General features: G+C 71.9%; 25 protein-coding genes. 13 read left to right on the plus strand and 12 right to left on the minus strand.

Annotation, left to right across the window (positions count from 1 at the left end; all coding sequences use genetic code 11):
* Positions 1–6 precede the first annotated feature (6 nt).
* A complete protein-coding gene (locus tag OHA21_RS50645) occupies positions 7–552 on the minus strand; it encodes a PadR family transcriptional regulator (RefSeq protein WP_328468034.1) in 546 nt (181 codons plus the stop codon).
* 83 nt (positions 553–635) lie between these two features.
* On the opposite strand from OHA21_RS50645, the gene OHA21_RS50650 reads away from it, so the two are divergent.
* From OHA21_RS50650 to OHA21_RS50660, 3 genes are read left to right on the plus strand one after another with little or no spacing between them, the layout of a single operon-like run.
* Positions 636–1,001 carry a hypothetical protein gene (locus tag OHA21_RS50650; RefSeq protein ID WP_328468036.1) on the plus strand — a complete coding sequence of 122 codons (366 nt, stop codon included), beginning with the start codon at positions 636–638 and terminating at the stop codon, positions 999–1,001.
* A 53-nt stretch (positions 1,002–1,054) separates the two neighbouring features.
* Positions 1,055–2,515 (plus strand): FAD-binding oxidoreductase, encoded by a 1,461-nt coding sequence (locus OHA21_RS50655; protein ID WP_328468038.1) that lies wholly within the window; start codon positions 1,055–1,057, stop codon positions 2,513–2,515.
* Positions 2,516–2,517: 2 nt separating this feature from the next.
* Positions 2,518–3,354: a carbohydrate kinase family protein gene (locus OHA21_RS50660; RefSeq protein ID WP_328468040.1), complete on the plus strand. Its 837-nt coding sequence runs from the start codon at positions 2,518–2,520 to the stop codon at positions 3,352–3,354.
* On the opposite strand, the gene OHA21_RS50665 is transcribed toward OHA21_RS50660, so the two are convergent.
* A complete protein-coding gene (locus OHA21_RS50665; RefSeq protein ID WP_328468042.1) occupies positions 3,261–4,253 on the minus strand; it encodes a DMT family transporter in 993 nt (330 codons plus the stop codon). The genes OHA21_RS50660 and OHA21_RS50665 overlap by 94 nt on opposite strands.
* Between OHA21_RS50665 and OHA21_RS50670 the strand changes: the two genes are divergently transcribed.
* Positions 4,252–5,640, plus strand: coding sequence for an aminotransferase-like domain-containing protein (locus OHA21_RS50670; protein ID WP_328468044.1), 1,389 nt, complete (start codon positions 4,252–4,254; stop codon positions 5,638–5,640). The two genes, OHA21_RS50665 and OHA21_RS50670, sit on opposite strands and share 2 nt — an antisense overlap.
* 14 nt (positions 5,641–5,654) lie before the next feature.
* On the opposite strand, the gene OHA21_RS50675 is transcribed toward OHA21_RS50670, so the two are convergent.
* Complete coding sequence (locus OHA21_RS50675; RefSeq protein WP_328468046.1) at positions 5,655–6,317, minus strand: TetR/AcrR family transcriptional regulator; 663 nt, start codon at positions 6,315–6,317, stop codon at positions 5,655–5,657.
* An 86-nt stretch (positions 6,318–6,403) separates the two neighbouring features.
* Between OHA21_RS50675 and OHA21_RS50680 the strand changes: the two genes are divergently transcribed.
* Both OHA21_RS50680 and OHA21_RS50685 read left to right on the plus strand, forming a co-directional pair.
* Positions 6,404–7,093: a DUF4386 domain-containing protein gene (locus OHA21_RS50680; protein ID WP_328468048.1), complete on the plus strand. Its 690-nt coding sequence runs from the start codon at positions 6,404–6,406 to the stop codon at positions 7,091–7,093.
* A 175-nt stretch (positions 7,094–7,268) separates the two neighbouring features.
* Positions 7,269–7,544 carry a hypothetical protein gene (locus OHA21_RS50685; protein WP_328468050.1) on the plus strand — a complete coding sequence of 92 codons (276 nt, stop codon included), beginning with the start codon at positions 7,269–7,271 and terminating at the stop codon, positions 7,542–7,544.
* Positions 7,545–7,571: 27 nt separating this feature from the next.
* On the opposite strand, the gene OHA21_RS50690 is transcribed toward OHA21_RS50685, so the two are convergent.
* On the minus strand, positions 7,572–8,309 hold the full coding sequence (locus OHA21_RS50690; protein WP_328468051.1) for a TetR/AcrR family transcriptional regulator: 738 nt from the start codon (positions 8,307–8,309) through the stop codon (positions 7,572–7,574).
* Between the two features lie 3 nt (positions 8,310–8,312).
* Here OHA21_RS50690 and OHA21_RS50695 point away from each other — a divergent pair, with 3 nt between their 5' ends.
* The 3 genes from OHA21_RS50695 (at position 8,313) to OHA21_RS50705 (ending at position 11,065) form a co-directional block, all read left to right on the plus strand.
* Positions 8,313–8,732 carry a ribosomal maturation YjgA family protein gene (locus tag OHA21_RS50695; protein ID WP_328468052.1) on the plus strand — a complete coding sequence of 140 codons (420 nt, stop codon included), beginning with the start codon at positions 8,313–8,315 and terminating at the stop codon, positions 8,730–8,732.
* 105 nt (positions 8,733–8,837) lie between these two features.
* On the plus strand, positions 8,838–10,451 hold the full coding sequence (locus OHA21_RS50700) for an ABC-F family ATP-binding cassette domain-containing protein (RefSeq protein WP_328468054.1): 1,614 nt from the start codon (positions 8,838–8,840) through the stop codon (positions 10,449–10,451).
* A gap of 125 nt (positions 10,452–10,576) precedes the next feature.
* The gene (locus tag OHA21_RS50705) at positions 10,577–11,065 is read left to right on the plus strand and encodes a helix-turn-helix transcriptional regulator (RefSeq protein ID WP_328468056.1); all 489 of its coding nucleotides are present in this window, start codon (positions 10,577–10,579) and stop codon (positions 11,063–11,065) included.
* A 72-nt stretch (positions 11,066–11,137) separates the two neighbouring features.
* Here OHA21_RS50705 and OHA21_RS50710 read toward each other — a convergent pair whose 3' ends face one another.
* Positions 11,138–12,499, minus strand: a complete 1,362-nt coding sequence (locus OHA21_RS50710) for a hypothetical protein (protein ID WP_328468058.1) — start codon at positions 12,497–12,499, stop codon at positions 11,138–11,140.
* A gap of 122 nt (positions 12,500–12,621) precedes the next feature.
* On the opposite strand from OHA21_RS50710, the gene OHA21_RS50715 reads away from it, so the two are divergent.
* Positions 12,622–13,383 carry an SDR family oxidoreductase gene (locus OHA21_RS50715; RefSeq protein ID WP_328468060.1) on the plus strand — a complete coding sequence of 254 codons (762 nt, stop codon included), beginning with the start codon at positions 12,622–12,624 and terminating at the stop codon, positions 13,381–13,383.
* Here OHA21_RS50715 and OHA21_RS50720 read toward each other — a convergent pair.
* Together OHA21_RS50720 and OHA21_RS50725 are read right to left on the minus strand one after the other, a co-directional pair.
* Positions 13,364–14,353, minus strand: a complete 990-nt coding sequence (locus OHA21_RS50720; protein WP_328468061.1) for a permease prefix domain 1-containing protein — start codon at positions 14,351–14,353, stop codon at positions 13,364–13,366. The genes OHA21_RS50715 and OHA21_RS50720 overlap by 20 nt on opposite strands.
* The gene (locus OHA21_RS50725) at positions 14,350–14,718 is read right to left on the minus strand and encodes a PadR family transcriptional regulator (RefSeq protein ID WP_328468063.1); all 369 of its coding nucleotides are present in this window, start codon (positions 14,716–14,718) and stop codon (positions 14,350–14,352) included. The genes OHA21_RS50720 and OHA21_RS50725 overlap by 4 nt, the downstream gene beginning before the upstream one ends.
* 104 nt (positions 14,719–14,822) lie before the next feature.
* On the opposite strand from OHA21_RS50725, the gene OHA21_RS50730 reads away from it, so the two are divergent.
* Positions 14,823–15,596, plus strand: a complete 774-nt coding sequence (locus tag OHA21_RS50730) for an arylamine N-acetyltransferase family protein (RefSeq protein ID WP_328468065.1) — start codon at positions 14,823–14,825, stop codon at positions 15,594–15,596.
* A gap of 79 nt (positions 15,597–15,675) precedes the next feature.
* Positions 15,676–17,091, plus strand: a complete 1,416-nt coding sequence (locus tag OHA21_RS50735; RefSeq protein WP_328468067.1) for a sensor domain-containing diguanylate cyclase — start codon at positions 15,676–15,678, stop codon at positions 17,089–17,091.
* On the opposite strand, the gene OHA21_RS50740 is transcribed toward OHA21_RS50735, so the two are convergent.
* Positions 17,088–17,762, minus strand: coding sequence for a hypothetical protein (locus tag OHA21_RS50740; protein ID WP_328468069.1), 675 nt, complete (start codon positions 17,760–17,762; stop codon positions 17,088–17,090). The genes OHA21_RS50735 and OHA21_RS50740 overlap by 4 nt on opposite strands.
* Positions 17,759–18,301 (minus strand): RNA polymerase sigma factor, encoded by a 543-nt coding sequence (locus tag OHA21_RS50745; RefSeq protein ID WP_328468071.1) that lies wholly within the window; start codon positions 18,299–18,301, stop codon positions 17,759–17,761. Before OHA21_RS50745 ends, OHA21_RS50740 begins: the two co-directional genes overlap by 4 nt.
* Before the next feature lie 104 nt (positions 18,302–18,405).
* Here OHA21_RS50745 and OHA21_RS50750 point away from each other — a divergent pair, with 104 nt between their 5' ends.
* Entirely contained in the window at positions 18,406–20,373 is a 1,968-nt protein-coding gene (locus tag OHA21_RS50750; RefSeq protein ID WP_328468073.1) for a methyl-accepting chemotaxis protein, read from the plus strand.
* On the opposite strand, the gene OHA21_RS50755 is transcribed toward OHA21_RS50750, so the two are convergent.
* From OHA21_RS50755 to OHA21_RS50765, 3 genes are read right to left on the minus strand one after another with little or no spacing between them, the layout of a single operon-like run.
* Positions 20,374–21,132: a sulfite exporter TauE/SafE family protein gene (locus OHA21_RS50755; protein ID WP_328468074.1), complete on the minus strand. Its 759-nt coding sequence runs from the start codon at positions 21,130–21,132 to the stop codon at positions 20,374–20,376. It lies immediately after the preceding gene.
* 7 nt (positions 21,133–21,139) lie between these two features.
* Positions 21,140–22,939: a glycoside hydrolase family 15 protein gene (locus OHA21_RS50760; RefSeq protein ID WP_328468076.1), complete on the minus strand. Its 1,800-nt coding sequence runs from the start codon at positions 22,937–22,939 to the stop codon at positions 21,140–21,142.
* Positions 22,940–22,967: 28 nt separating this feature from the next.
* Positions 22,968–23,555, minus strand: coding sequence for a TetR/AcrR family transcriptional regulator (locus tag OHA21_RS50765; protein WP_328468078.1), 588 nt, complete (start codon positions 23,553–23,555; stop codon positions 22,968–22,970).
* Positions 23,556–23,561: the final 6 nt, after the last annotated feature.

Consider the following 23,561-nt stretch of genomic DNA (forward strand, 5'->3'; position numbering starts at 1 on the left):
GTCCTTTCAGAGGGCGCGAAGAGTGGCGAGGACGTCGTCGAGCCAGTCGAGCAGCATCCGCTCGTACGCGATGCCGCCGCGCAGCACCACGTGCTGCAGCCGCTGCCCGGCGTCGAGCTCGGCCCCGTCCGGGAAGTCGCGGCCCTCGCCGTGCAGGTAGCGGTCCAGAAGTTCCTCGTGGGTCTTGCGGTACCGCTCCACCTCGGCGATGAGCGCGGCCCGCCCGGCGGCGTCGTCGAAGGCCGCGCCGCGGATCTTGACGGCCAGCTCGTGCCGGACCGCCTCCGGCTGCACCGGGTCACGCAGCCAGGTGATCAGCTCGGAGCGGCCGGCGTCGGCCACCGAGTAGGCCCGCTTGTCGGGTCGTCCGTCCTGGCCGATTTCCTCGGCGATCACCCAGCCGTCCGCCTCCATCCGTTTGAGGACGCGGTAGATCTGCTGGTGCGTCGCGGTCCAGAACCGGCCGATCGACCGCTCGAAGCGGCGCGCCAACTCATATCCCGACCCGGGCTTTTCCAGCAGGGAGACCAGAATCGCGTGTTCCAGGGCCATGCCGCCATCATGCTATGCAACGAGTTGCATAGCAACCGATACACCACTGGTAGCCGTTACATCTGCATCGGTAGCATTCGGATGTGGGTCGGGGAGCGAGTTCGGACGAGCCGGTGGTGGAGGCTGTCCTGAGTGAGCGGGAGCGCCGCGTGTTCGAGCGTGAGCGCGCTGCCGACCTACGTGACGAGCGTGCCGACCGCCGGGACGAGATGGCCGACATGCGGGAGCGCGCGGCCGACGCCCGTGAGGTCGCCGCCAACGAGCGGGAGCGCCACCTCGACGATCAGGAGCGGGAACTGGAGGGCCGGCAGGCCGATCCGATGGGCCGGTTCCAGGAGTCGCTGGCCCGGGCCGCGGAGAAGACCGCGCGCAGCAACGAGTTCCTCGAGCGCTCCCGGGAGAGTGTGCAGCGCGGCGTCGACCGGATCGACCGGCTGCGCGCCGACTGACGCGCCGCAGCCAATGAGGGCGCACCATATGTCCGATATGACACGATACGGTGATGTCGCTCTCCCGCCGGGCCGTCCTCGGTGCCGGTGCCGCCGCACTGACCGGCGCCGCGTTCAAGCCGCCGTCCGCGACCGCCCGCGCCCTCCCCACCGCCGATGACTGGGCGGCCCTCGACGCCTCGCTCGACGGCACCGTCGCACTGCCCGGGACCAGCGACTACGACACCGCCCGGCGCCTGATCGACCCCCGTTTCGACCGCGTTCTTCCGCCGGCCGTCGCCCGCTGCGCGTCCGCCGCCGACGTCGCCGAGGTGGTGCGCTTCGCCCGCCGGTTGCGCATTCCGGTGGTCACCCGGGGCGGTGGTCATTCGTACGTGGGCGCGTCCACCGCCGCCGCCGGGGTGGTTCTGGACCTGCGGCGGCTCGACGACGTCCGTGCCGACGCGGCGAGCGGGACGGCCGAGATCGGCGGGGGCACGCGGCTCATCGACGTCTACAACCGGCTCGGCGCCGCGGGCGTCTCGATCCCTTCGGGATCGTGCGGGTCGGTCGGGATCGGCGGGATCACCCTGGGCGGGGGGATCGGCATGGCAGCTTCGGCGTACGGCCTGACGTGCGACACCGTCACCGCAGCCGATCTGGTCGGGGCCGACGGACGGCTGCGGACCGTCGACGCGGACCGCGAGCCCGACCTGTTCTGGGCCCTGCGGGGTGGCGGCGGCGGACAGTTCGGCGTGGTCACCCGCTGGCGGATGCGCACCCACCGGACCGGGACCGTCGGCACCTTCGTCCTGCAGTACCCGTGGACCGACGCCGCCCGGGTCGCGGCCGGATGGCAGGCGCGGCTGCTCACCGCGGGCGACGAGACCTGGTCGTCGTGCCAGTTCGCCTCGGATCGGCGGGGCCGGCTCTCCGTACGGATCTCGGGTGTCGTCCTCGACGGTGACCCGGCGCCGGAGGTGGAGCAGATCGCGCGTGCCGTCGGCCGTGACCCGGCCACCGCGAAGCTGGACCGCCGTGCCCACCTGGACGTGCTGCACGATCGCGCCGGATGCGCCGATGCCGAGGGCTGCGCAGGCCGGCAGACCGAGCTGGCCGGCAGCGAGATCTTCCGGGAGGTCCTGCCCGAGACGGCGATCGCCGCGCTGCTCGCCACCGTCGAGCGGCGGGCCCAGCAACGCCGTCCCGGGCTGGCGAAACTCAAGCGGCTGACCGGCGCGGTGGGCCGGGTCGCGCCGGAGGCCACCGCGTTCCCGTGGCGCGGGGCGCACACGATGATGCAGTGGCTGGTCGGGCTGCCGGCCGGCGACGCGGCCTCGGCGCCGGACGGGTACGCGTGGATCGAATCCGGTCACAAGGCCATGCGCCGCTGGTCGGCCGGCAGCTACGTCAACTACCTGGAACCGAGCCCGGCGGTGCTGCCCCGCTACTACGGGCCGAACTTCGCGCGGCTCCGGTGGATCCGCACCGCCACCGATCCGCAGGGTCTGTTCCGCTCCCCGTACGCTCTCTGACCGTGCAACCCGTGTTGATCGCCGGACCGGCGTCCTGGAACCTCATGATCCACGTCGGCGAGTTGCCGCCCGCGGAGCCGCACACCGTCTTCGCCGACTGGCATCACGAGGCGATCGGCGGCACCTCCGCGGGTAAGGCGCTGAATCTGGCGCGTCTGGGCGTACCGGTGACGCTGTTGACCCTGCTCGGTGACGACGAGCCGGGCCGGCGCATCACGGCCGGCCTGACCACCGCCGGGGTCGAGGTGCTGGCCGTGGCCAGCGCCAACGGCTCGGAGCGGCACACCAACCTGATGGATTCGCACGGGCGTCGCCTCTCGATCTATCTGACCCTGCCGGCCGCCGCCGAGCCCGTCCCGGTGCCGTCCGGGACGCTGGCTGAGGCGGCGGTGGTGGTCGCCGATCTCGCCGACCACAGCCGGCCGGTGCTGCGCGCCGCCCGCGCGGCCGGCAAGGAGGTCTGGTGTGACCTGCACGATTACGACGGGGAGAGCGAGTTCCACCGGGAGTTCGTGGAGAACGCCGACTGCGTCTTCCTCAGCGGGGAGCGGCTGGCGGATCCGGAGGCGTTCCTGCAGGCGCGGATCGCGGCGGGGGCCCGGCTGGCGGTCTGCACGTTCGGCGCCGAGGGGGCGATCGCGCTGGAGCGCGGCGGCGACCTGGTCCGGGTGCCGGCCGAGCCGGTGGCCGAGGTGGTGGACACCAACGGGGCCGGTGACGCGTTCTTCGCCGGTTTCCTCGCGGCTCACCTGCGCGGCGAGTCGCTGGAGAGCTGCCTGCGCCAAGGGGCCCGGGCCGGAGCGGCGGCGGTGCAGTCCCGCGAACTGGCCCCGGCCTGATCTTTCGCGGGGGCTGCCTGCCGGGTGCGCTGGGTGAGCACGACGCAGGCCAGCACGATCGCCGCGGCGGCGATCGAGGCCGGGGTGACCGTCTCGCCGAGCAGCAGGGCGGACCACAGCAGCGTGAGCACCGGCTGGACGAGCTGCACCTGCCCGACCTTTGCGACGCCGCCCCGGGCCAGGCCGGCGTACCACGCGAAGAAGGCCAGGAACATGGAGATCGCGGTCAGGTAGCCGAACGCCGCCCAGGCGGCGGCGCCGGCCCGCGGCGGATGGATGACGGCCGCGATCAGCGTGGCGGGCACGGTGACCGGCAGGGCCAGCAACAACGACCAGCAGATGGTACGGGCGCCGCCCAGTTCCCGGGACAGCGCGCCGCCCTCCGCGTATCCGAGGCCGCACAGGATCACCGCCACCAGCAGGTAGAGGTCGGCCGTCGACAGGGCGCCGCCGACCGCCCCGCTGCTGATCAGGAAGGTGAGCACCGCGATCACCCCGCCGCCGCTCGCCACCCAGAACAGCGCCGGTGGCCGTTCGCCGGCCCGCAGCACGGCGAAGACGGCGGTCATTGCGGGCAGCACGGTGACCACGACCGCGCCGTGCGAGGACGACTGGGTGGTCAGGGCCAGCGAGGTGAACAGCGGGAACCCGGCGACCACGCCGAGCGCGACGACAGCCAGGCGCTTCCACTGCGCGCGGGTGGGCCGCGGTGCGCCGGTGCAGCTCAGGAACACCCAGGCCAGCGCCGCCGCCCCGACCGCCCGGCCGAAGGCGACGAACCACGGGTCGAGCTCGTGCACCGCGACGCGGGTGAAAGGCAGCGACAGGCTGAAGCCGAGGACGCCCAGGGCGCCCAGTGTTATCGCGCCGGTAGCAGTAGCGCTACTCTTGTCTCTCATGAATGACGGTAACGCAAGCGCCCGCGTTATCCAAGATCTCCGTGCGCGGGCGACCGGCGCCGAGCCCGGCACGCGACTGCCCTCGGTGCGCGAGCTGACCGCCCGGCACCAGGCCTCGCCGGTGACGGTGGCCGGGGCGATCCGTCACCTGGTCGCGGAAGGCCTGGTGGAGACCCGGTCCGGCCGGGGCACCTTCGTGGCCGATCGGCCGCCGGCGCGGCGTACCCCGGATCTTTCCTGGCAGACGGTCGCCCTGGGGCCGCGCCCGGCCGGCGAGACCGAGATGCAGGCGTTACTGGCGTTACCGCCGGCCGGGGCGATTCCGCTCTCCGGCGGCTACCTGGACGCCGATCTTCAGCCCACCGCCGCGCTCGGTGCGGCGCTCGCCCGGGCGGCCCGGCAGCCGGCCTCATGGCAGCGCGGGCCGGTCGAGGGGCGCGCTGACCTGCGCGACTGGTTCGCCCGGGAGTCCGGCGCCGGGCTGCGCGCCGACGACCTGGTGATCTGCCCGGGCGGGCAGGCCGCGCTCGCCTCCGCGCTGCGCGCGCTCGGCACGCCCGGTGACACGTTGCTGGTCGAGTCGCCCACCTATCTGGGCGCGCTGGCCGCGGCCCGGGCGGCCGGGCTGCGGGTGGTTCCGGTGCCGGCCGACACCGACGGGGTACGCCCGGACCAGCTCGCCGCGGCGTTCGCGCGCACCGGCGCCCGCCTGTTCTACTGCCAGCCGCTGTTCGCCAACCCGAGCGGCGCGACCTTGGCGGCGCACCGCCGGGCCGAAGTCCTTTCCGTGGTACGCGCCGCCGGCGCCTTCCTGATCGAGGACGACTACGCCCGCGACCTGGTGATCGACGGCGAGGAGCCGCCACCCCTGGCCGCGGCCGACCCGGACGGGCACGTCGTCTACCTGCGGTCGTTGACCAAATCGGCCGCGCCCGGCCTGCGGATCGCCGCGATCGGCGCCCGGGGCCCGGCCGGCGCCCGGCTGCGGTCCGCCCGCCTGCTCGACGACTTCTTCGTGGCCGGCCCGCTGCAACAGGCCACCCTCGAGTTCGTCACCGCTCCGGCGTGGGGGCGCCACCGGCGTACGCTGCGCGCCGCACTCCGCTCCCGCCGCGAAGCCCTGCTCGCCGCGCTCGCCCGCCACCTGCCCGCCCTGGTCCCGCCAGTCATCCCACGCGGCGGCCTGCACCTGTGGGTACGCCTGCCGGACGGCACCGACGACGTGGCCGTCACCGCCGCCGCGGCCACCGCCGGAGTGGTCGTCTTCCCGGGTCGCCCCTGGTACGCGGCCGAGCCGCCCGCCCCGCACCTGCGCCTGACCTACGCCGCCGCCCCGCCCGATCTGATGGACGAGGCCGTCCAGCGGCTCAGCCGCGCATTCGGCTGAGCCCGTCCAGCGGCTCAGCCGCGCATTCGGCTGAGCCCGTCGAGCAGCAGGTCCAGGGTGAACTCGAACTCCACCTGACTGTCGCACCAGCCCAGCGTCGGGTCGCCGGCGGCGTGGACCTCGGCGGCGACCATCGCGGTCAGGTGCGGCAGGGCCTCGGCCATCGCGGCGAGCTCCTCCTCCTCGGCCTCCCCGTCGTCCGGCGTGAAGATCTCCTGCACGAAGCCGAGGGTCATGCTGCCGAACGCGTGCAGCGCCCGGTGCGCCAGCCGGTACGAGAAACCGCCGCCGACCAGGGTGGCCAGGATGCCGTCGTAGTAGGCGTACACGACGGGCGGAATGCTGTTCCGGGAGGTCAGCAGGGCGGGCGCCCACGGATGCCCCAGCATCACCTGCCGTGCGGTGAGGAACCGCTCGCGCAGCGCCGCCCGCCAGTCCTCGACCGGGTCCAGCGTGGCGACCACCGCGCAGATCTCGGTGAGGACGGTCTCGACCACCCCGTCGAGCAGGGCTTCCTTGGCCGGCAGGTGGTAGTAGAGCGACATCGCCTCGACGTCCAGGTCGGCGGCGAGGCGGCGCATGGTCAGCGCCTTGAGCCCCTCGGTGTCGGCGATCGCCACCGCCGCCTGCAACACGCGGTCACGGCTGAGCGGTGTGCGGGACGCTTTCGCTGCCATCTGGTCTTCCCACCCCTTGACTCCGGCAGCTACCTTACAGCGTACGACTACCTTACGTCGTAAGGTTGCGTTTCGGAGGAGTTCCGATGCACACGCTGATCCGTACCGCCCGGACCACCGGGCTGCTCTACCTCGGCATCGCCGTCACCGGCATGCTCGGCTTCCTGATCATCCGGCCGCAGCTCTACGCCGCCGGTGATCCGGCCGGCACCCTCGCCCACCTGGTCAATGACGAGTCGCTGGCCCGCGCCGGAGTCGCCTTCGAGCTGCTCATCGTCCTCACCCAGGCCCTCACGGCGGTATGGTTCTACCGCCTCTTCCGCGACTCGGACCGGTTCAACGCCCTCGGCATCGCCGCGTTCGGCCTGGTCAACGCGGCCGTCATCCTGGTCAGCGCGGGCCTGCTCGGCGCGGCCGTCGAGCTCGCCCAGGATCCGTTCGGCGACACCGCGTCCACCGTGCAGCTGCTCTTTCTGGTCAGCGACAACCTGTGGGCGGTCGGCGCGATCTTCTTCGGCCTGTGGCTGATCCCGATGGGCCGCTGCGTGCTCAATTCCGGTCTGATGCCGCGCCCGCTCGGCTGGGTCCTGGTCGCCGGCGGCGTCGGCTACGTGCTCAGCGCCTTCGTGCGCTACCTGGCGCCCGACGCCGGTCTGTTCTTCGACGCGCTCGCCTTCCCGGCCACGGTGGGCGAGTTCTGGATCATCGGCTACCTGCTCGTCCGCGGCGTCCGCCGCTCCGTCGCCGCTCCCGCTTTGGTCCCGGCGGCTGGTTAACACGGCTGTTCAGGCCGCCCCGGAACAGCCGTGTTAACCAGCCCGTTCACGTCCGTGGCTGGTTAACACGGCTGTTGGTGTTGCCCCGGAACGACCGTGTCGACCAGCCCGTTCGGTACGTGGGCGTGGTCACCGGAGAGCGTCCGCGCCCCGGCCGGACCGTAGGCTGGTGTCCGTGAGTTATCCAGCGGAAAGCCCGGTCCACGCGGTCCGGGTCGAGCGTGCCGGCGACCATTTCCGGATCCAGCTGCGGCGGGCCGACGGGCGGATCGACGTGATCCAGCCGGCCTCGGTCGCCGGGAGTCTGCGGACTCCGGGTGACGTCCTGGTGGAGCTGCTCGCGCAGGGCGTGCCGGAGGACGACGCGGAGCACTGCGTGAGCGAGGTCGAGCCGGGCTTCAACGCCAAGGCGGAGCTGGCGCGGCGCTCCTCGGCCACCACCCGGCGCTGAGGGCGGCCGCTCAACAAGCGGACGATGTCAACCGGCGCAGCGGCTCCCGTGCCTCATCTGGCCGATCGGGAGGCGGCGGCCAAGCGGCTGTCGACAGCCGTGCGGGCCCGGCGGTACGCGGCGGCGTCGTCCTGGAGCAGTGACGTGGCGTTGGCCGCCTGCAGGAACGCGACCAGCTCGAACACCAGCTGCTCGGCGTCCACGTCGGCGGCGAGCTCGCCGAGGTCGCGGGCCTCCTCGGCGGTCCGGACCAGCAGCCGGGTCCAGTCCTTTCCCGGCTGTGGTCAGCGTGTCCCGGACCCGGCCGGGGCGGGCGTCGAACTCGGCGTTGACCGAGAAGAAGAAGAAGCAGCCGCCGGCGAAGACCCGCCGTTCCGAGTAGCTCAGCCAGTTCTCCAGGAGCCGGGTCAGCCGGTCCCGGCCGGGCTCGGCGGCGAGGGCCGGTTCGACCACCTCGTCGAGGAAGACCGTGGTGGCGGTGCGGATGGTGGCGAGCTGCAGCTCCTCCTTGGAGCCGAAGTAGCCGAACAACCCGCTCTTGCTCAGGCCCAGGTCGGTGGCGAGGCGCCCGATCGTCAGCCCGTCGAGGCCGTCCTGGGAGGCGAGGTCGGCGGCCCGCCGCAGGATGGTCTCCCGCGCCCGGTCGTCACGGGGGCGAGGTGGTTCCGGTGCCCGAAACCGCGCCGGCCCTCGATCGGCTGCTCGGGCTGCTGGGCCGCGACCCGGCCTGGAGCCCGGCGCGTTGACCGCCGGCGGTACGGTCACGCCGTGCGATGGCGGGTACGGCTGACAGCGCTGGCCGCGGCGGGCGGGTTCCTCGCCGTGGCCCTGGCGATCCGGCTGCTGGTCAGCACCGGTGGAGTCCTCGACGGCTCGGGCGTCCTGGCACAGCATTCCGGGACAGCGCTGTACGCCTCGATGATCTACGCGGGGGTGTTCCTGCTCGCTCCGGCCACCCGGCCGATGGTCGCCGGCGCGGTGGCGATCGCTTCCTGCTGGACCGTCGAGCTCCTGCAGCTCACCGGCATTCCCGCGGAGCTGTCCGAGCGCAGCCTGCTCGCCCGGCTGGCGCTCGGGGTCGCCTTCGACCCGGTCGACCTCATCTGGTACCCGGTCGGTGTGCTTCCCGTGGTCGCGCTGCACCACGTGCTGGCCGGTAAACGGGTGGCCACCGCGGCCCGGGCCTGACTACTCTTGCCGCGTGTCATACGTCTTCTACCTCTGAGTTCGGCTCCGTTTCAGACCGGAGTCGGCTTCACCCTGCCCTGAGCAGGGTTTCTCGGAGGAAAGAAGATGTCTGTCAGCATCACTCTGCCCGCGCGCGCCCGGGCACAACTCGTCGCTACCCAACTCCGCGTCGTCCGCGGCGGCCGTACCGTGCTCGACGGTGTGGACCTGGCGGTCTCGGCCGGGATGCGGTGCGGTGTCATCGGCGAGAACGGCCGCGGCAAGACCACCCTCCTTCAGGTGTTGAGCGGCGTGCTCACGCCGGACAGCGGCGCCGTTCAGCGGCTCGGCACGATCGGCGTGGCCGAGCAGGAGATGGCCTCGGCCGGCGGCGAGACGGTCGGCGACACGATCGACACCGAGCTGGCCGACGTCCGGGCGGCGCTCCGGGCCCTGAACGAGGCCGCGCTGGCCCTCAGCGGCGAGCAGCCGGGAGCGGACGAGGTCGCGCCGGCCCTCAGCGGCGGGCGGCCAGGAGCGGACGAGGCCTATGCGCGAGCGCTGGAGGTGGCCGAGCTGCTCGATGCCTGGGACGCGGATCGCCGGGTCGACCTCGCGCTGGAGAGCCTCGGCGCGGTCACCGACCGGCAACGGCCGCTGCGCACGCTGTCGGTGGGGCAGCGCTACCGGGTGCGGCTGGCCTGCCTGCTCGGCGCCAACCATGACTTCCTGCTGCTGGACGAGCCGACGAACCACCTGGACGCGGCCGGCCTGGACTTCCTCACCGCCCGGCTGCGCGAGCACCCCGGCGGGATCGTCGTGGTCAGCCACGACCGGGCGCTGCTCGCGGACGTGGCGACCACCATTCTGGACCTCGACCCGAGCCGGGACGGCCGGCCCGCGGTGTACGGCGGTGGGTACGCCGGATATCAGGACGGGCGGGCGGCGGCGCTGGCCCGGTGGGAGCAGGAGTACGAGCGGCAGCAGGCCGAACACGCCCGGCTGACCCAGGACTTGTCGGCGGCGCAGGACCGCCTCGTCACCGGCTGGCGGCCGGACAAGGGGACCGGCAAGCACAAGCGGGCGACCCGCGCGCCGGGCCTCGTCCGGTCGGTGCACCGGCGCCGCGACGACCTGGAACGGCATGCGGTGACCGCGCCGGCGCCGCCGCTGCGGTTCCGGATGCCGGAGCTGCCCGCGCGGCCCGGCGTGCTGCTGTCGGCGGCGGAGGTCACGGTCGACGGGCGGCTGCGCAAGCCGGTGTCGCTCGCGGTGGAGTCCGGGTCGCGCCTGGTGGTGACCGGGCCGAACGGTTCGGGCAAGTCCACACTGCTCGCCGTCCTGGCGGGACTGCAGGAGACCTCTTCGGGGGTGGTTCGGGGTGCTCCGGGCGTACGCATCGGGCTGTTGTCGCAGGAATCGCCGGAGCGTGCCGCGCAGAGCCCACCGTGGGTGACGGAGGCGGTCGCGGATCTGGGGTTGTTGCCGGCGGCCGATCGCGGCCGGCCGGTGCCCGAGTTGTCCACCGGGCAGCAGCGGCGGCTGGACCTGGCGATGCTGCTGGCGTCGCGGCCGCACGTGCTCCTGCTGGACGAGCCGACCAACCACCTGTCGATCGCATTGGTGGATGAACTGACCGAGGCGTTGCGGGTCACCCCGGCCGCGGTCGTGGTCGCCACGCATGATCGGCAGATGCGGCGGGACGTGTCCGGCTGGCCCGAACTGACGCTGGCGGACTAATCCTTGATCTGCCAGCCTGTGTCCGGTATCGAACATTCCCGGCTGCCGCAAAGTGAAAGATCTAAATTCCTGACATGTCACTGCAACCGCATCAAAGCCACGCTGGTGACGTATCAGGTCGGCCAGTGCTGGCTCCACACCTCCAGGAGACCATCGAGTCACTCGCCGCGGGCGAGACGGCAAGGGAGATGGCAGCGCGCCTGTACATCTCCACGAACACCGTCAAGTCCCGGCTCAGGACGCTCTACCGGCAGCTCGGCGCCCGGGACCAGGCGCACGCTGTCGCGATCGCGTTCCGGCTCGGCGTGCTCCGCACGATGGACGGCCCCGCGTCCCGCCGCGGCGGGGCCGTCCCGGTCACCCAGCCGGTGGTCGTCGCCGGTCTGAACCCGCAGCGGCTCCGCACCACGATCGCCGATCTGACGGCGCTGTTACGCGTCGCCGAATTGGCTCCCTGTCCGCAAACAACAACGACGGCGCGGGAGCTCCTGCGGTACGTGGGTGAGCTCGCGCGCGGCAATCTCGCCCAGCCGGACGGTGACCCGCAGGCCGTGCTGGAGAAGATCGCCGAGATCGCCGAAACGGCCACCGACCAGGTGGTGCTGACCAACTAGAACCCCGACGATCTGGAGTGGCCGGCGGCCACCCGGTAAGTCACCCCCGGTGTGGCCGCCCTAGCCACCGTTCTACTGATTGACGGACACCCCCGCGCCGTCGGGGCGCGGTGACGGGATCCGGAAACCGGCGTTGCCGATGACGGCGGTCGGCGACGGCTCGGCCGTCTCGAATCCGCAGCTCGCCAGGGTGTGCTGGCGCAACATCAGCGAGGTCGGCAGCGGGGCGATCTCCCGCCAGGCGAAGCACTCGCGGATGATGGCGGCGTTGACGCCACCGGTGAGGTCGCGGTCGGCCTGCAGCATGGTCCGCAGCACGCCGTGATAGGTGAGGAAGTCCGGCGAGACGGTGCCCCAGGTTACGGCGAGCAGCCGGCCCACGTAGTCGCGGGCGAGCAGCAGCGACTCCTTGAACGCGGACTCGTTGCCGGTGTAGGCCGCGGTGAACTCCTCCTGGATCTGGGTGAGGTCGTGCGACGTACCGGGCAGGTTCGTCGAGCGGATCCGCAGGTCGTCGCTGATCAGCTTCTTGGCGACCAGGTCGTGCTGGAACACCTCGACCATGGTGTCGAAGATGGCGCCGGTCAGCGGCAGCGACCGCTCGTGCGGCTGCTCGCTGACGTCCGACATGCGCAGCCCGTTGAACGCGATCCGGATCTGCCGGCTGTCCGAGAGCTCGCCGACCCGGTCCAGGCCGTTGATGGTGAGCAGATTTCCCTTGGTGCTCTCCAGCAGGTGGTCCACCACGGAGTGGAAGTGCAGCGAGGCGATGATGGCCACCAGGTCGCCGGAGGACTCGTGCATGCCGCCGTAGTCGATGCCCTGGTCGGCCGGGCTGGACGGGAAGCCCACCTCGGAGAAGATGATGCTGTGACCCAGTTCGTGGGCGAGTACGTCGAAGTTCTCGCAGTACGGCCGGGTGTGGTCGATGGTGCCGTTGGCGGTGCGGCCGAAACCGAACTCGAGGAAGCCGTAACCGGACTGGGCGTTGTTCCACTCGATCAGCGGGATCAGTTCCAGCCGGGCGAAGTCGGACTCGAAGTGCCACTGGATGGTGTGGTCGAAGTAGTCCTCCCAGATGTCCAGGACCCGGCGCACGGTGGCGTACATGGTGGCGGCCGAGAACTCCCGGCTGGTCGGGTCGAGGTGGTCGAAGTGGCCGTCCTCGCCGGCCCGGACCGGAGGCCGGGAGCTGCCCTGGAACGGCGGGCGGAAGAACCGGTTGTACGGCAGCTTGCCGACCGCGTCCACCACGAACATCCGCTCGTCGGCTGGACCGGCCTGGATCGCGGCGGGTTCGAGCGCGATGACCACCTGCTCCGGTTCCGGGAACAGTGGGCCGGAGCCGTCGGCTTTCTGAAGGAAGCGTGGTTGCGGGAAGATCCGGAAACGGGTACCGGAGTCAGCGATCCGGCGGTCGAGTTCTAGGGACATCGGAAGACCTCCTGAGGCCGAGACCTCCAGCGGACTCGCGCGCTGACCGCGAGTCAACGAAGGTGTCCAAGAACCATCCGAAATCGCTGTCACATCGGGGTTTGCTGTCCCGTCCTGATGACATGAGTGTTATCGCGGTGGCCGGTGGAACCGGCGTTGTCGGACAGCGGGTCGTCGAGGCGGCCCGCAACGAGGGGCACGAGGTGCGGGTGATCTCCCGGTCGAACGGGGTGGACCTGAGCACCGGGGCGGGGCTCGACGACGCCCTGCGCGGCGTGCAGGTGGTGATCGACACGGCGAACGTCACCACGATGAGCCGGGCGAAGTCGGTGGAGTTCTTCCAGACCACGACCGGGCACCTGCTCGCGGCCGAACAGCGGGCCGGAGTCGCCCACCACGTGCTCCTGTCGATCATCGGGATCGACCGGGTGGACAACGGGTACTACGCGGGGAAGCGCCGGCAGGAGGAGCTGGTCACGGCCGGGCCGGTGCCCTGGACGATCCTGCGGGCCGGCCAGTTCTTCGAGTTCGCCGGCCAGATGCTGGACCAGCTGCCCGGCCTGCTCACCCCGATGCCGAAGATGCTCAGCCAGCCGGTGGCCGCCGCCGAGGTGGCCGCCGAGCTGGTCCGGCTCGCGGGCAGGGAGCCGCAGGGCTTCGCTCCGGAGATCGCCGGGCCGGAGCAGCTCTGGATCGCAGACATGGCCCGGGACGTGATCCGAGCCCGGCACCAACGGCGGATCCTGCTGCCGTTCCGGGTGCCGGGCTCGGTCGGCCGTGCGATGGCCGGGGGTGGTCAGCTGCCCACCGGGGAGGTGACGCTGGGCCGGATGCGGTTCGCCGAGTGGCTGGCCGCGGAAGAGGTCAGCCGAGCGGGCGGCTGAACTCGGCGCCGGTGCCGGGCACCGGGGTCGGCAGTCCGCGCCGGGCACGCTCGGCGCGGACCCCGGTCTCCACGATGTCCCAGACGGTGCCGAGCGCCAGGATGATGATGCTGATGCCGGTCAGCCAGGACAGCGGGTCGACGGTGCCCCAGTCCAGCGTGGCGATCCACGCCGGGTTGAAGAACTGCTCGCTGCTGAGCAGCCAGATCATCGGGACGGCGAAGAGCAGGCCGAGCACCGCGTTGACCACGGTGGCGGTGTGGGTCCAGCCGCGGCTGCGGTAGAGCCAGACGGCGTAGGCGCACTCGAGCAGCATCACGACGATGACGAACGGCCACCAGAAGGTCCAGTTGTCGGGGTCGAGCACCGGCACGTCGGTGAAGGTGAACTGCTGCAGGACCAGCGCGGCGATCACCAGGACCGGCCAGAGCAGGTTTCCGGCGAGCTGGCCGAGGGTCAGGAAGCCCGGCTCGTAACTGGGCAGGTCGTCCGGCGTCCAGGCGCGGCCCTTGCGCAGCTCGGTGCGGCCGATGCCGGTGCGCTCCAGGATCGCGAACACCGCGGTGACCCAGAAGGCCAGGTTGACGCCGACGGTGATCAGGCCGCTGATCACGCCGCCGATGATCTCGCCGAAACCGGCGCCGTCGATCGCGTCGAGGACCGCCATGACGGTGATGACGATCGGCAGCACGATCCAGGACAGCATGGTCAGCAGGCGGCGCCAGTGCGGGTAGAGCTCCGGGCCGATCAGGTAGTGCGGGCGGTCGGAGTAACCGTCGGCGAGCCGGTCCGGGTCGCCGAGCTCGGTCAGGGTCTGCTCGATCGCGGTGTCACGGGTCAGGCCGCCGTCGACCCGGGCGTCGACCGCGTCCTCGATGGAGGTGCGCAGCTCCCGGTCGATCTCGGTGCGCTGCTGCTCGGGCACGCGGCGCAGAACGGTGTAGACGTAGCGGTCGATGAGGGTGGTCACTGGTCGCTCCCTGAAACAGTGCCGGCGGGGGTGTCGGTGGTGTCGAGGTCGGTGACCGCGCGGTCCAGCCGCGTCCACTCGTCGCGCAGCGCGGCCGCGATCGCGTCGCCCTGCTCGGTGGTGCGGTAGAACTTGCGCGGCCGGGCCTCATCGGTGTTCCACGAACTGGTCAGCAGGCCCTGGGTCTCCAGGCGCCGCAGCAGCGGGTAGAGGGTGTTGGCCTCCACCTCGAACCCGGCCGCGCTCAACGTTTCGAGCAGCGAGTACCCATACCCCGGTGTGCGCAGGACGGTGAGGCTCGCGACGACGACCGTGCCGCGGCGCAACTCCTGCAGGTGGCTGGAGAGCGTCGCATCCAATGTCATGTCACTCACCATACTGTGTCTCACACACTATGGCAACCCGGTACAGCGTTGTGTTGATGGAAGGGTGTTGACCTCAAGTGCGGTTCAGGTCGGAAGCTGGGCGCATGGACGTCAATGCCTACCTGGACCGGATCGACATCAAGCCGCCGACCGTGGCGGACGCGGCCTATCTGCGCGAGCTGCATCGCGCGCATCAGAACGCGGTGCCCTTCGAGAATCTGAGCATCCATCTGGGCGAGCGCATCAAGCTCGGCACGGACGAGCTCTTCGACAAGATCGTACGAAGAAGGCGTGGCGGCTTCTGCTACGAACTGAACGGCCTGTTCGCGATCCTGCTCGAGCAGCTCGGCTACCGGGTCGAGCGGCTCGCCGCCCGGGTGTTCGGCGGGGAACGCTACGGTCCGCCCTTCGACCACCTGCTGCTGCGCGTCACCACGGCGGACGGGGACGGGCCGTGGCTGGTCGACGTCGGGTTCGGCAGTCACAGCACCTATCCGTTGCGGTTCGCCGACCGCGGCGAGCAGGACGACCCGGGTGGCCGGTTCCGGCTGGCCGAGGCGCCGGACGGGGACCTGGAGCTGTACAAGAACGGCGAGCGGGTGTACCGGATCGAGCAGCGGGCCCGGGAGCTCGGTGAGTTCTGGCCGACCTGCTGGTTTCAGCAGACCTCGCCGGACTCGCACTTCACCCGCAGCGACGTCTGCACGCGGCTCGACGGCGACGCCCGGATCACGATCAGCGGCCGCAAGCTGATCCGCACCGACCGGGACGGGCGGGTGGAGACCCCGCTGGGCAGTGACGAAGAGGTGCTTACGGCGTACCGGAAGGAGTTCGGCGTGGTCCTGGACCGCGTGCCGGCGGTGGCCTCGCAAGAGTGACCGGCGGAATCCTCAGGACCTTCGGCCCCGGGCCGATGCTGCAGCGCGAAGCACCATGGGCACGCGGCTGGAGGATGCGTTGAGTCGTCTACGGACCCTCGCCGGACACAGCCTGGACGCCATCGCGGTGATCGCCGTGTACCTGGCCATGTATGTGTCCGGGTACGGCGGCGACTCACCGTGGTGGTGTCTGGGGGTCGGCCTCTTCGGCGCCCTGCAGCAGCAGCCGCGGGTCCAGCGCTGGCTCGCCCGCGGCGACCTCAAGCGCTGGGTCGCTCCCCGGATGGCCCTGCTGATGGCCACCGCCACCGCGTTCATCTACGCCACCGGCTGGGGCGCGGTGATGCTGTGCGGGCTGAGCCTGGTCGTCGCGATGCACATGCGTTTCTCCGGCGCCCACCTGTGGAAGCAGGGGCTGTTCTGGACCGTGCTCTGCGCGCTCGCCGGGCAGGCCGGCATCGCGCTGGGCTGGGCCGACTCGTACATCCCGGAGCCGTCGGTGCACGTCATCGCCGTCGGCGTGGTGGTCCTGTCCGCCCTGCTGATCCGCACCATCGGCGTCACCGGGGAGGAACGTCAGCACGCCGAGGTGACCACCCGCTCCACCGAGCGCCGGTACCGGGCCCTGATCCACGACTCCGCCGACGTCTTCGCGGTCTACCACCGGGACGGCCGGCTCGGATACGTGAGCCCGGCGATCCGGCAGCTCACCGGCCTGGACCCGGACCTGGGCGGGTTCGAGGCGCTGAAGGGCTGCGTGCACCCCGACGACATCCCGATCGGGCGGGGCCTGCTGGAGCGGGCCGCCGGGCCGGGCCAGCAGCTGGAGACCGCGGAGATCCGGATCCGGTCCACCGACGGGACCTACCGGTGGACCGAGTGCACCATCCGGGACCTCACCGGCGACCCGGACGTGCTCGGCTACGTCATCAACATCCGCGACATCCACGACCGCAAGACCATCCAGGAGCGGCTGGCGTACGCCGCCACCCACGACGCGCTGACCGGGCTGGTCAACCGGGCCGCCTTCGGCCGGGAGCTGGACGCGGCGTGCGCGGCCGGCGAGACCGCGGTGCTCTTCGTCGACCTGGACGGCTTCAAGCAGGTCAACGACTCGTACGGCCACGACGCCGGTGACGCCCTGCTGGTCGCCGCCGCGAACGTGCTGACCCGCTGGTCGCCGCGCGGCGCCACGGTGGGCCGGTTCGGCGGCGACGAGTTCGGCGTGATCATCCCGCTGCCGTCCGGCGGCGCCGAGCAGGCGGCCGAGCGGATCCTGGCCGGACTCAGCGAGCCGGTCGTCTTCGCCGGGCGGGAACTGGTGATCCGGGCCAGCATCGGCGTCGCGGTCAGCGCGCCGGGCGTCCCGGCCGGTGCGGGCGAGCTGCTGCGCCGCGCCGACCTGGCGATGTACGAGGCCAAGCGGGCGGGCGCGCACGGCTTCGAGGTGGCGCCGCCGATGCGGACCCTGGCCCACACCGGCCGGCACGCCTAGCGGGTCAGGTTCGGCAGCGGGGTGCGGCCCACCTCGTGGCCGTCCGCGTCGTAGCCGACCAGCTCCGGGGTCGGGGCGGACGGGTCGGCGGTGTACCAGCAGAAGAAGAAACCGGCTGCGGACAGCGCCGGGCGGGTCGAGCCGTCGGGGAACCGGAGTTCGGCCCGCGCCGCTGTTCCGGCGGTGCCCCACATGGTGTGCACGCCGTCCTGGCCGGCCGAGCCGCCCACGCTGCCGAACGGCTCGGCCGGGCCGCCGGCGGGGGTGCACTGCCCGCCCGCGGAGTGGAAGTCCGCCGGGGCCGGCCGGTTGAGCGGGCCCGGCGTCTCGTACAGGGCGGAGACGCAGGTGGTCCCGTCCGTGCCGGTGGCCGACCAGACGGTCAGCACGGTGCCGTCCGGGCCGGTCTGCTGGGCGAGCCGGCGGCCCGACTCGGCGGTCACGCCGCCGCCGGTCTCCGACCGCCAGAACGACAGCGAGTCGGTGAACGAGCCGGGCAGCAGGCCGGCCGCGCCGGCGGAGACGACCAGGCCGACGGCCGCGCCCGCCAGAACCAGACGCCGCCGGTCCGGCTTCTGCGGGGTCGCTGCGGCGGCGGCGAGCAGGCGGTCGAGGCCGCCCGGATCCACGGTGGCGGACGGCTTCATTCTGCGCAGGGTGTCCTCGGTCATGCTCCACTCCCGGGAGAGGTAAGGGGTTGCGTCGTGACGGTGCGAGGCTCGGTTCGCAGCCGGCGCCGGGCCCGGAACAGCCGCACGTGGAACGCCGGCAGCGAACAGCCGGCGACCTTTGCCGCCTGCGCGGGTTCCAGGCCGTCCCAGGCGACCAGCAGCAGCGCCTCGCGTTCGCGGGGCGTCATCGCGGCCAGCTCGTCGAGCACCGCCGCGCGTTCGGTGGCGAGCACGTCGGCGGCGTCCGCCGGGCCGGCGATCCGGTGCAGCCGTTCCATCTCGGCGGCCAGCCGGACCTGCCGCCGGCCGGACCGGCGCTGGTTCGCGATGGTGTTCCGGGCGACCACCAGCAGCCAGGGCAGGGGGTCGTCCGGGACGCTCGCCAGCCGGCGCCACGCGGTCAGGAACGTCTCGGAGACGACGTCCTGCGCGGTGTCCGGATCGACGTGGCGCAACGCGTAGGCGAGCACGCGCGGGGCGTGCCCGGTCCACAGCGCGACGAGTCGCTGCTGGTCCTGGGGCGTCTGCTTCGATCTCACGTCACGTAATGTCCGGGAGCACGTCCCGATTTACGCACGACTGGGAAATCCGGGGAACTCCGGGCCGCGCTCAGTCCTGTCCCCGGGGTGCCGAACAGGGTGATGTGCCCCGCTCCCGGATCACGATCAAGGTTCGTGTCATCGCCTCGATGGTGGCGATGCTGGTGGTCGCCATGGCCGCCGTCGTCGCTTTCATCACCAGCCGCAACGCGGACGACGCGCGGGACACCGGTTTCGCGTACGCCGAGGAGATGGCCCTGCACCACGCCACCGAGATCGAGGAGGTGCTGGCGACCGGGCTGGGCACCGCGCGCGACTTGGCCCAGGTGCTCGCCGCCGATCAGGCCGAGGGCGCCGGCCGGGACGAGGCCTCCGCCGAGCTGCGGGCGGTCCTCACCGCGCACCCGAACTACGTGGGCACCTGGACGGGCTGGGAGCCGGACGCGTACGACGGGCGGGACCGGCGGTTCCGCAACGCGAACGGCTGGCACGACGCGACCGGCCGGTTCGTGCCGTACTGGTTCCGGGACGGCGACGGCATCAGCACCGAGCCGCTCACCGGGTACACCGAGAGCGGCGCCGGCGACTACTACCTGGTCCCGATGGCGACCGGCAAGGAGAAGGTGGTCGAGCCGTACACCTACGCGGTGGGCGGGGTGGACACGTTGATCACGTCGATCTCGGTGCCGATCGAGATGGACGGCAGGGCGGTCGGGGTCGCCGGCATCGACATGTCGCTGGGAATGCTGCAGGAGCTGGTCGGCCAGGTGAAACCGTTCGGCAGCGGGACGGCGATGCTGGTCAGCACCGGCGGGCTGCTGGTCGCCGGCGGTGACGTCGCCCAGGCCGGCAAGGCCGCCCCCGAGCAGGCCACCGCGATGTCGGCCCGGGCGTCCGAGTCGGACGCGGCCGCCCGCAGCGTGAGCGACAGCGACGGCGAGGAGACCCTGTGGATCGCCGCGCCGCTGCACCTGGGCGAGAGCGACACCTGGACGCTGGTGGTGTCCGTGCCGACCGGCTCGGTGCTCGCCGGCGCGAACGAGACCCGCTGGATCAGCATCGTGATCACCCTGGTGGCGGTGCTGATCGCCGCGACGGCCGCATTCTTCCTGGCCCGGACGATCGTGCGGCCGATCGAGAAGCTGCGGGACCGGATGGCCGAGATCGCCGACGGCGACGGTGACCTGACCCAGCGGGTCACCGCGGCCCGTGACGACGAGGCCGGCCAGCTGGCCGGCGCGTTCAACCGGTTCGTCGACAAGGTGGCCGTCACGATCCGGGGCATCGCCGGTTCCACCGGAACCCTGACCACCGCGGCGCAGGACCTCACCGAGGTGAGCCGCCGCCTGCAGTCCGGCGCCACCGAGGCCTCCGACCAGGCCGGCTCGGCGAGCGCCGCGAGCGAGGAGGTCAACGCCGGCGTGCAGGCGATCGCGGCGGGCGCCGAGCAGATGAGCGCCTCGATCGCCGAGATCTCGTCGAACGCCACCCAGGCGGCCCAGGTCGCCGCGCAGGCGGTGCACATCGCCGAGCGCACCAACGAGCAGGTCGCCGAGCTCGGCGCGGCCAGCAACGAGATCGGCGAGGTGGTCCGGTTGATCACCACGATCGCCGAGCAGACCAACCTGCTGGCGCTGAACGCGACGATCGAGGCGGCCCGGGCCGGTGAGCTCGGCAAGGGCTTCGCGGTGGTGGCCGGCGAGGTGAAGGAGCTGGCCCAGCAGACCGCGCAGGCGACCGAGCAGATCACCGCGCGGATCTCGGCGATCCAGGCCTCCAGCGACTCGGCGGCGACCGCGATCGGGGAGATCGCGCACGTCGTCAACCAGATCGGCGACTACACCACCACGATCGCTTCGGCGGTCGAGGAGCAGACCGCCACCACGGCCGAGATGAGCCGGACGGTCACCGAGGCGGCCGGCAACAGCGGCGACGTGGCCCGCACGATCACCGGCGTCGCCCAGGTCGCAGCCTCCACCGCGGACGGCGCCCGGAGCACCCAGCAGGCCGCGGCGAACCTCTCCCAGCTGGCCGCCGAACTGAGCGGGCTGGTCGGCGCGTTCCGTTACTGATCAGGCCAGCATCCGGACGACCGCGGTCAGACCGACCACCACGATCACCGCGCGCAGGGCCGGATCGGGCAGCCGGCGACCGTACCGGCCGGCGACCAGGCTGCCGGTGATCGAACCGGCGGCGATCAGCGCGGCCGGCGCCCAGGAGACCGTGCCGGCCACGATGAAGATCACTGCGGCGACCGCGTTGACCAGGCCCGCGAAGACGTTCTTCACGCCGTTGAGCTGCTGCAGGGTGGCCGGCACCAGCAGGCCGAGGATGCCGAGCAGCAACACTCCCTGCGCCGCCCCGAAGTAGCCGCCGTAGATGCTGGTGGCGAAGATCCCGAGGGTCAGCAGCAGCTGGGAGCGGGTGGAATCGGCCGGGAGGGCTTGGCGTTCGCGCAGTTTCCGGGACAGCCACGGCTGCAGCACGACCAGGATCAGGGCCAGCACGATGAGCACCGGGACGATCGCGCTGAACGCCTCGGCCGGCAGCACCAGCAGTAGCACCGCGCCGGTGATCCCGCCGAGCAGGGCGGTGGTGCCGAGCCGCAGCAGCAGGTGTTTCTGGGTGGCCAGCTCGGCCCGGTACGCCCACGCGCCGGCGACCGACCCCGGCACCAGCCCGACGGTGTTGGACGCGTTCGCCACCACCGGCGGGTAGCCGAGGGCCAGCAGCACCGGGAAGGTGATCAGCGTGCCGGAGCCGACCAGCGTGTTGATCGCCCCGGCCGCGACACCCGCGGCGAGGATCTGGACAGCTTCGAGGAGGGTCACGAGTGGATCATCGTAGACCCTCCCGCACCCGGGCCTCGGTCGGTGCGAGAGCGCTGGTCAGCGTACGGGCAGTGTCGATCAACGGCACGTGGCTGAACGCCTGCGGGAAGTTGCCGACCAGCCGGCCCGCCTCGGTGTCGTACTCCTCGGAGAGCAGGCCGACGTCGTTGCGCAACGCCAGCAGCCGGGCGAACGTCTCCCGCGCCTCGTCGTGCCGGCCCATCAGCGCGTAGTTGTCGGCCAGCCAGAACGTGCAGGCCAGGAACGCGCCCTCACCCGGCGGCAGCCCGTCCACGTCGGTGCCCGGATGCTGCGTGTAGCGCTGCACGAACCCGTCCACCAGCAGGTGTTCCTCGATCGCGGCGACGGTGCCGGCCACCCGCTCGTCGCCGGCCGGCAGGAAACCGACCAGCGGCACCATGAGCAGCGCGGCGTCCAGCTCCGCCGAACCGTAGAACTGGGTGAACGTCCGGCGGACCGGGTCGTACCCCTTCTCCAGGATGTCGGCGCGGATGTCGTCGCGCAGCCGGGTCCACCGCTCGACCGGACCGTCCAGGTCGAACTCCTCGACCGCCTTCACCGCCCGGTCGGCCGCCACCCAGGCCATCAGCTTGGAGTGCACGAACTGCTTCGGCCCGCCGCGGACCTCCCAGATGCCCTCGTCCGGGTCGCGCCAGTGCTCCTCGACGAACTCCATCAGCTTGACCTGCAGCCCCCACGCCGGGTCGTCCGCCTTCAGCCCGGCCCGCCGGCCCTGGTGCAGGGCGTCCATCACCTCGCCGTAGACGTCCAGCTGGAACTGCTCGGCGGCGGCGTTGCCGATCCGCACCGGGTTGCCGTCGTAGCCGGTCAGCCAGTCGGCGATGTACTCGTCGAGGCGGCGTTCGCCGGCCACCCCGTACATGATCTGCAGCTCGGCGGGATTGCCGGCGATGGCCCGCAGCAGCCACTTGCGCCACGCGGTCGCCTCGCTCTGGAACCCCGAGTAGAGCAGCGACTGCAGCGTGATGGTGGCGTCGCGCAGCCAGCAGAACCGGTAGTCCCAGTTGCGGACGCCGCCGAGTTTCTCCGGCAGGCTGGTGGTCGCGGCGGCCACGATGCCGCCGGTCGGGGCATAGGTCAGGGCCTTCAAGGTCAATAGCGAGCGTACGACCGCATCGCGCCATTCGCCCTCATAGGTGCACGCCGACACCCAGCCCCGCCAGTAGCCCTCGGTGACGCCGAGCTGGTGCACCGGGTCGAGGGCATCCGGCGGGGGGAGATGCGACGGTCGCCAGGTCAGCACGAACGGCACCTGTTCGCCCGCGCGTACGGTGAAATCGGCGTGCGTGGCCAGATTCTCGCCGCGCGTCTCGACCGGGGTGCGCAGCCAGGCCGCGTCCGGTCCGGCCACCGCCACCAGATCGCCCTGCTCGCGGTAGACCCACGGCACCACGTGCCCGTAGTCGAAGCGCAGCCGCAGCACCATGCTCATCTCGACCTGGCCGCGGACGCCCTCGACGATGCGCACCACCGACGGCGACTCGGTGCGCGGCGGCATGAAGTCGATCAGCCGGACCAGGCCGTCCGGCGTCTCGAACTCGGTCTCCAGCACCATGGTCTCGTCCCGGTACCGGCGGCGGGCGGTGAACTCGCCGGCCGGGCTCAGCGTCCAGTGCCCGTTCTCGTCGTCGCCGAGCAGGGCCGCGAAGATCGCCCCGGAGTCGAAGCGCGGCACGCACAGCCAGTCGATCGACCCGTTGCGCCCGACCAGCGCGGACGTCTGGGTGTCGGCGATGATCGCGTAGTCCTCGATGGGCAGCGCCATGACCTCGACATACCCAGGCCCCTCGGGGTCATGCCTCCCAGGGGAGCTGCTGCCAGAGGTCCGGCTGCCGGGTGAGCTGGATCAGCCGTCGCTCGAGTTGCCGGATCTCCGGGCCGTGCAGGGACTCGCCCCACAGCGGGGCGCTGCTCACGCCGTCGGCCGCGGCGGTGACCAGGGTCTGCACGTCGGCCGGGAGACCGTCGGCGTGCAGGTCGGCGTTGAGCTGCCGGGTGTCGGCCTCGACCAGCTCGACCACCGCCGGAACGGTCGCCAGCTGGCTGATCAGGGCCATCGACTTGCGGGCCGCGACCGCGTCCTCGGCGGGGGTGAGCAGCGCCCGCACGTACGCCCGGGTGAGCCGGCCGGGCCCGGTGTCGGCCGGGTCGAGCCGGCTCTCGACCTGTGCCCGCCAGGTGGCGAGCAGATCCCGGGCGAGTTCCAGGATCAGCTCGTCCTTGCTCGCGAAGTGGTAGATCAGTCCGCCCTTGGAGACACCGGCGTGCCGGGCGATCTCGTCGAGGGTGGCGTTGACCCCGCGCGTCCGGATGGCCTCGCCCGCCGCGTCGAGCAGGGCCCGCCGGGTGGCCTCCGGTGAACGGCCGGCTGTTCGTCCCATCCGCTG

Origin of the sequence: Actinoplanes sp. NBC_00393, from assembly GCF_036053395.1 — a bacterium.
Taxonomy (GTDB): Bacteria; Actinomycetota; Actinomycetes; order Mycobacteriales; family Micromonosporaceae; genus Actinoplanes.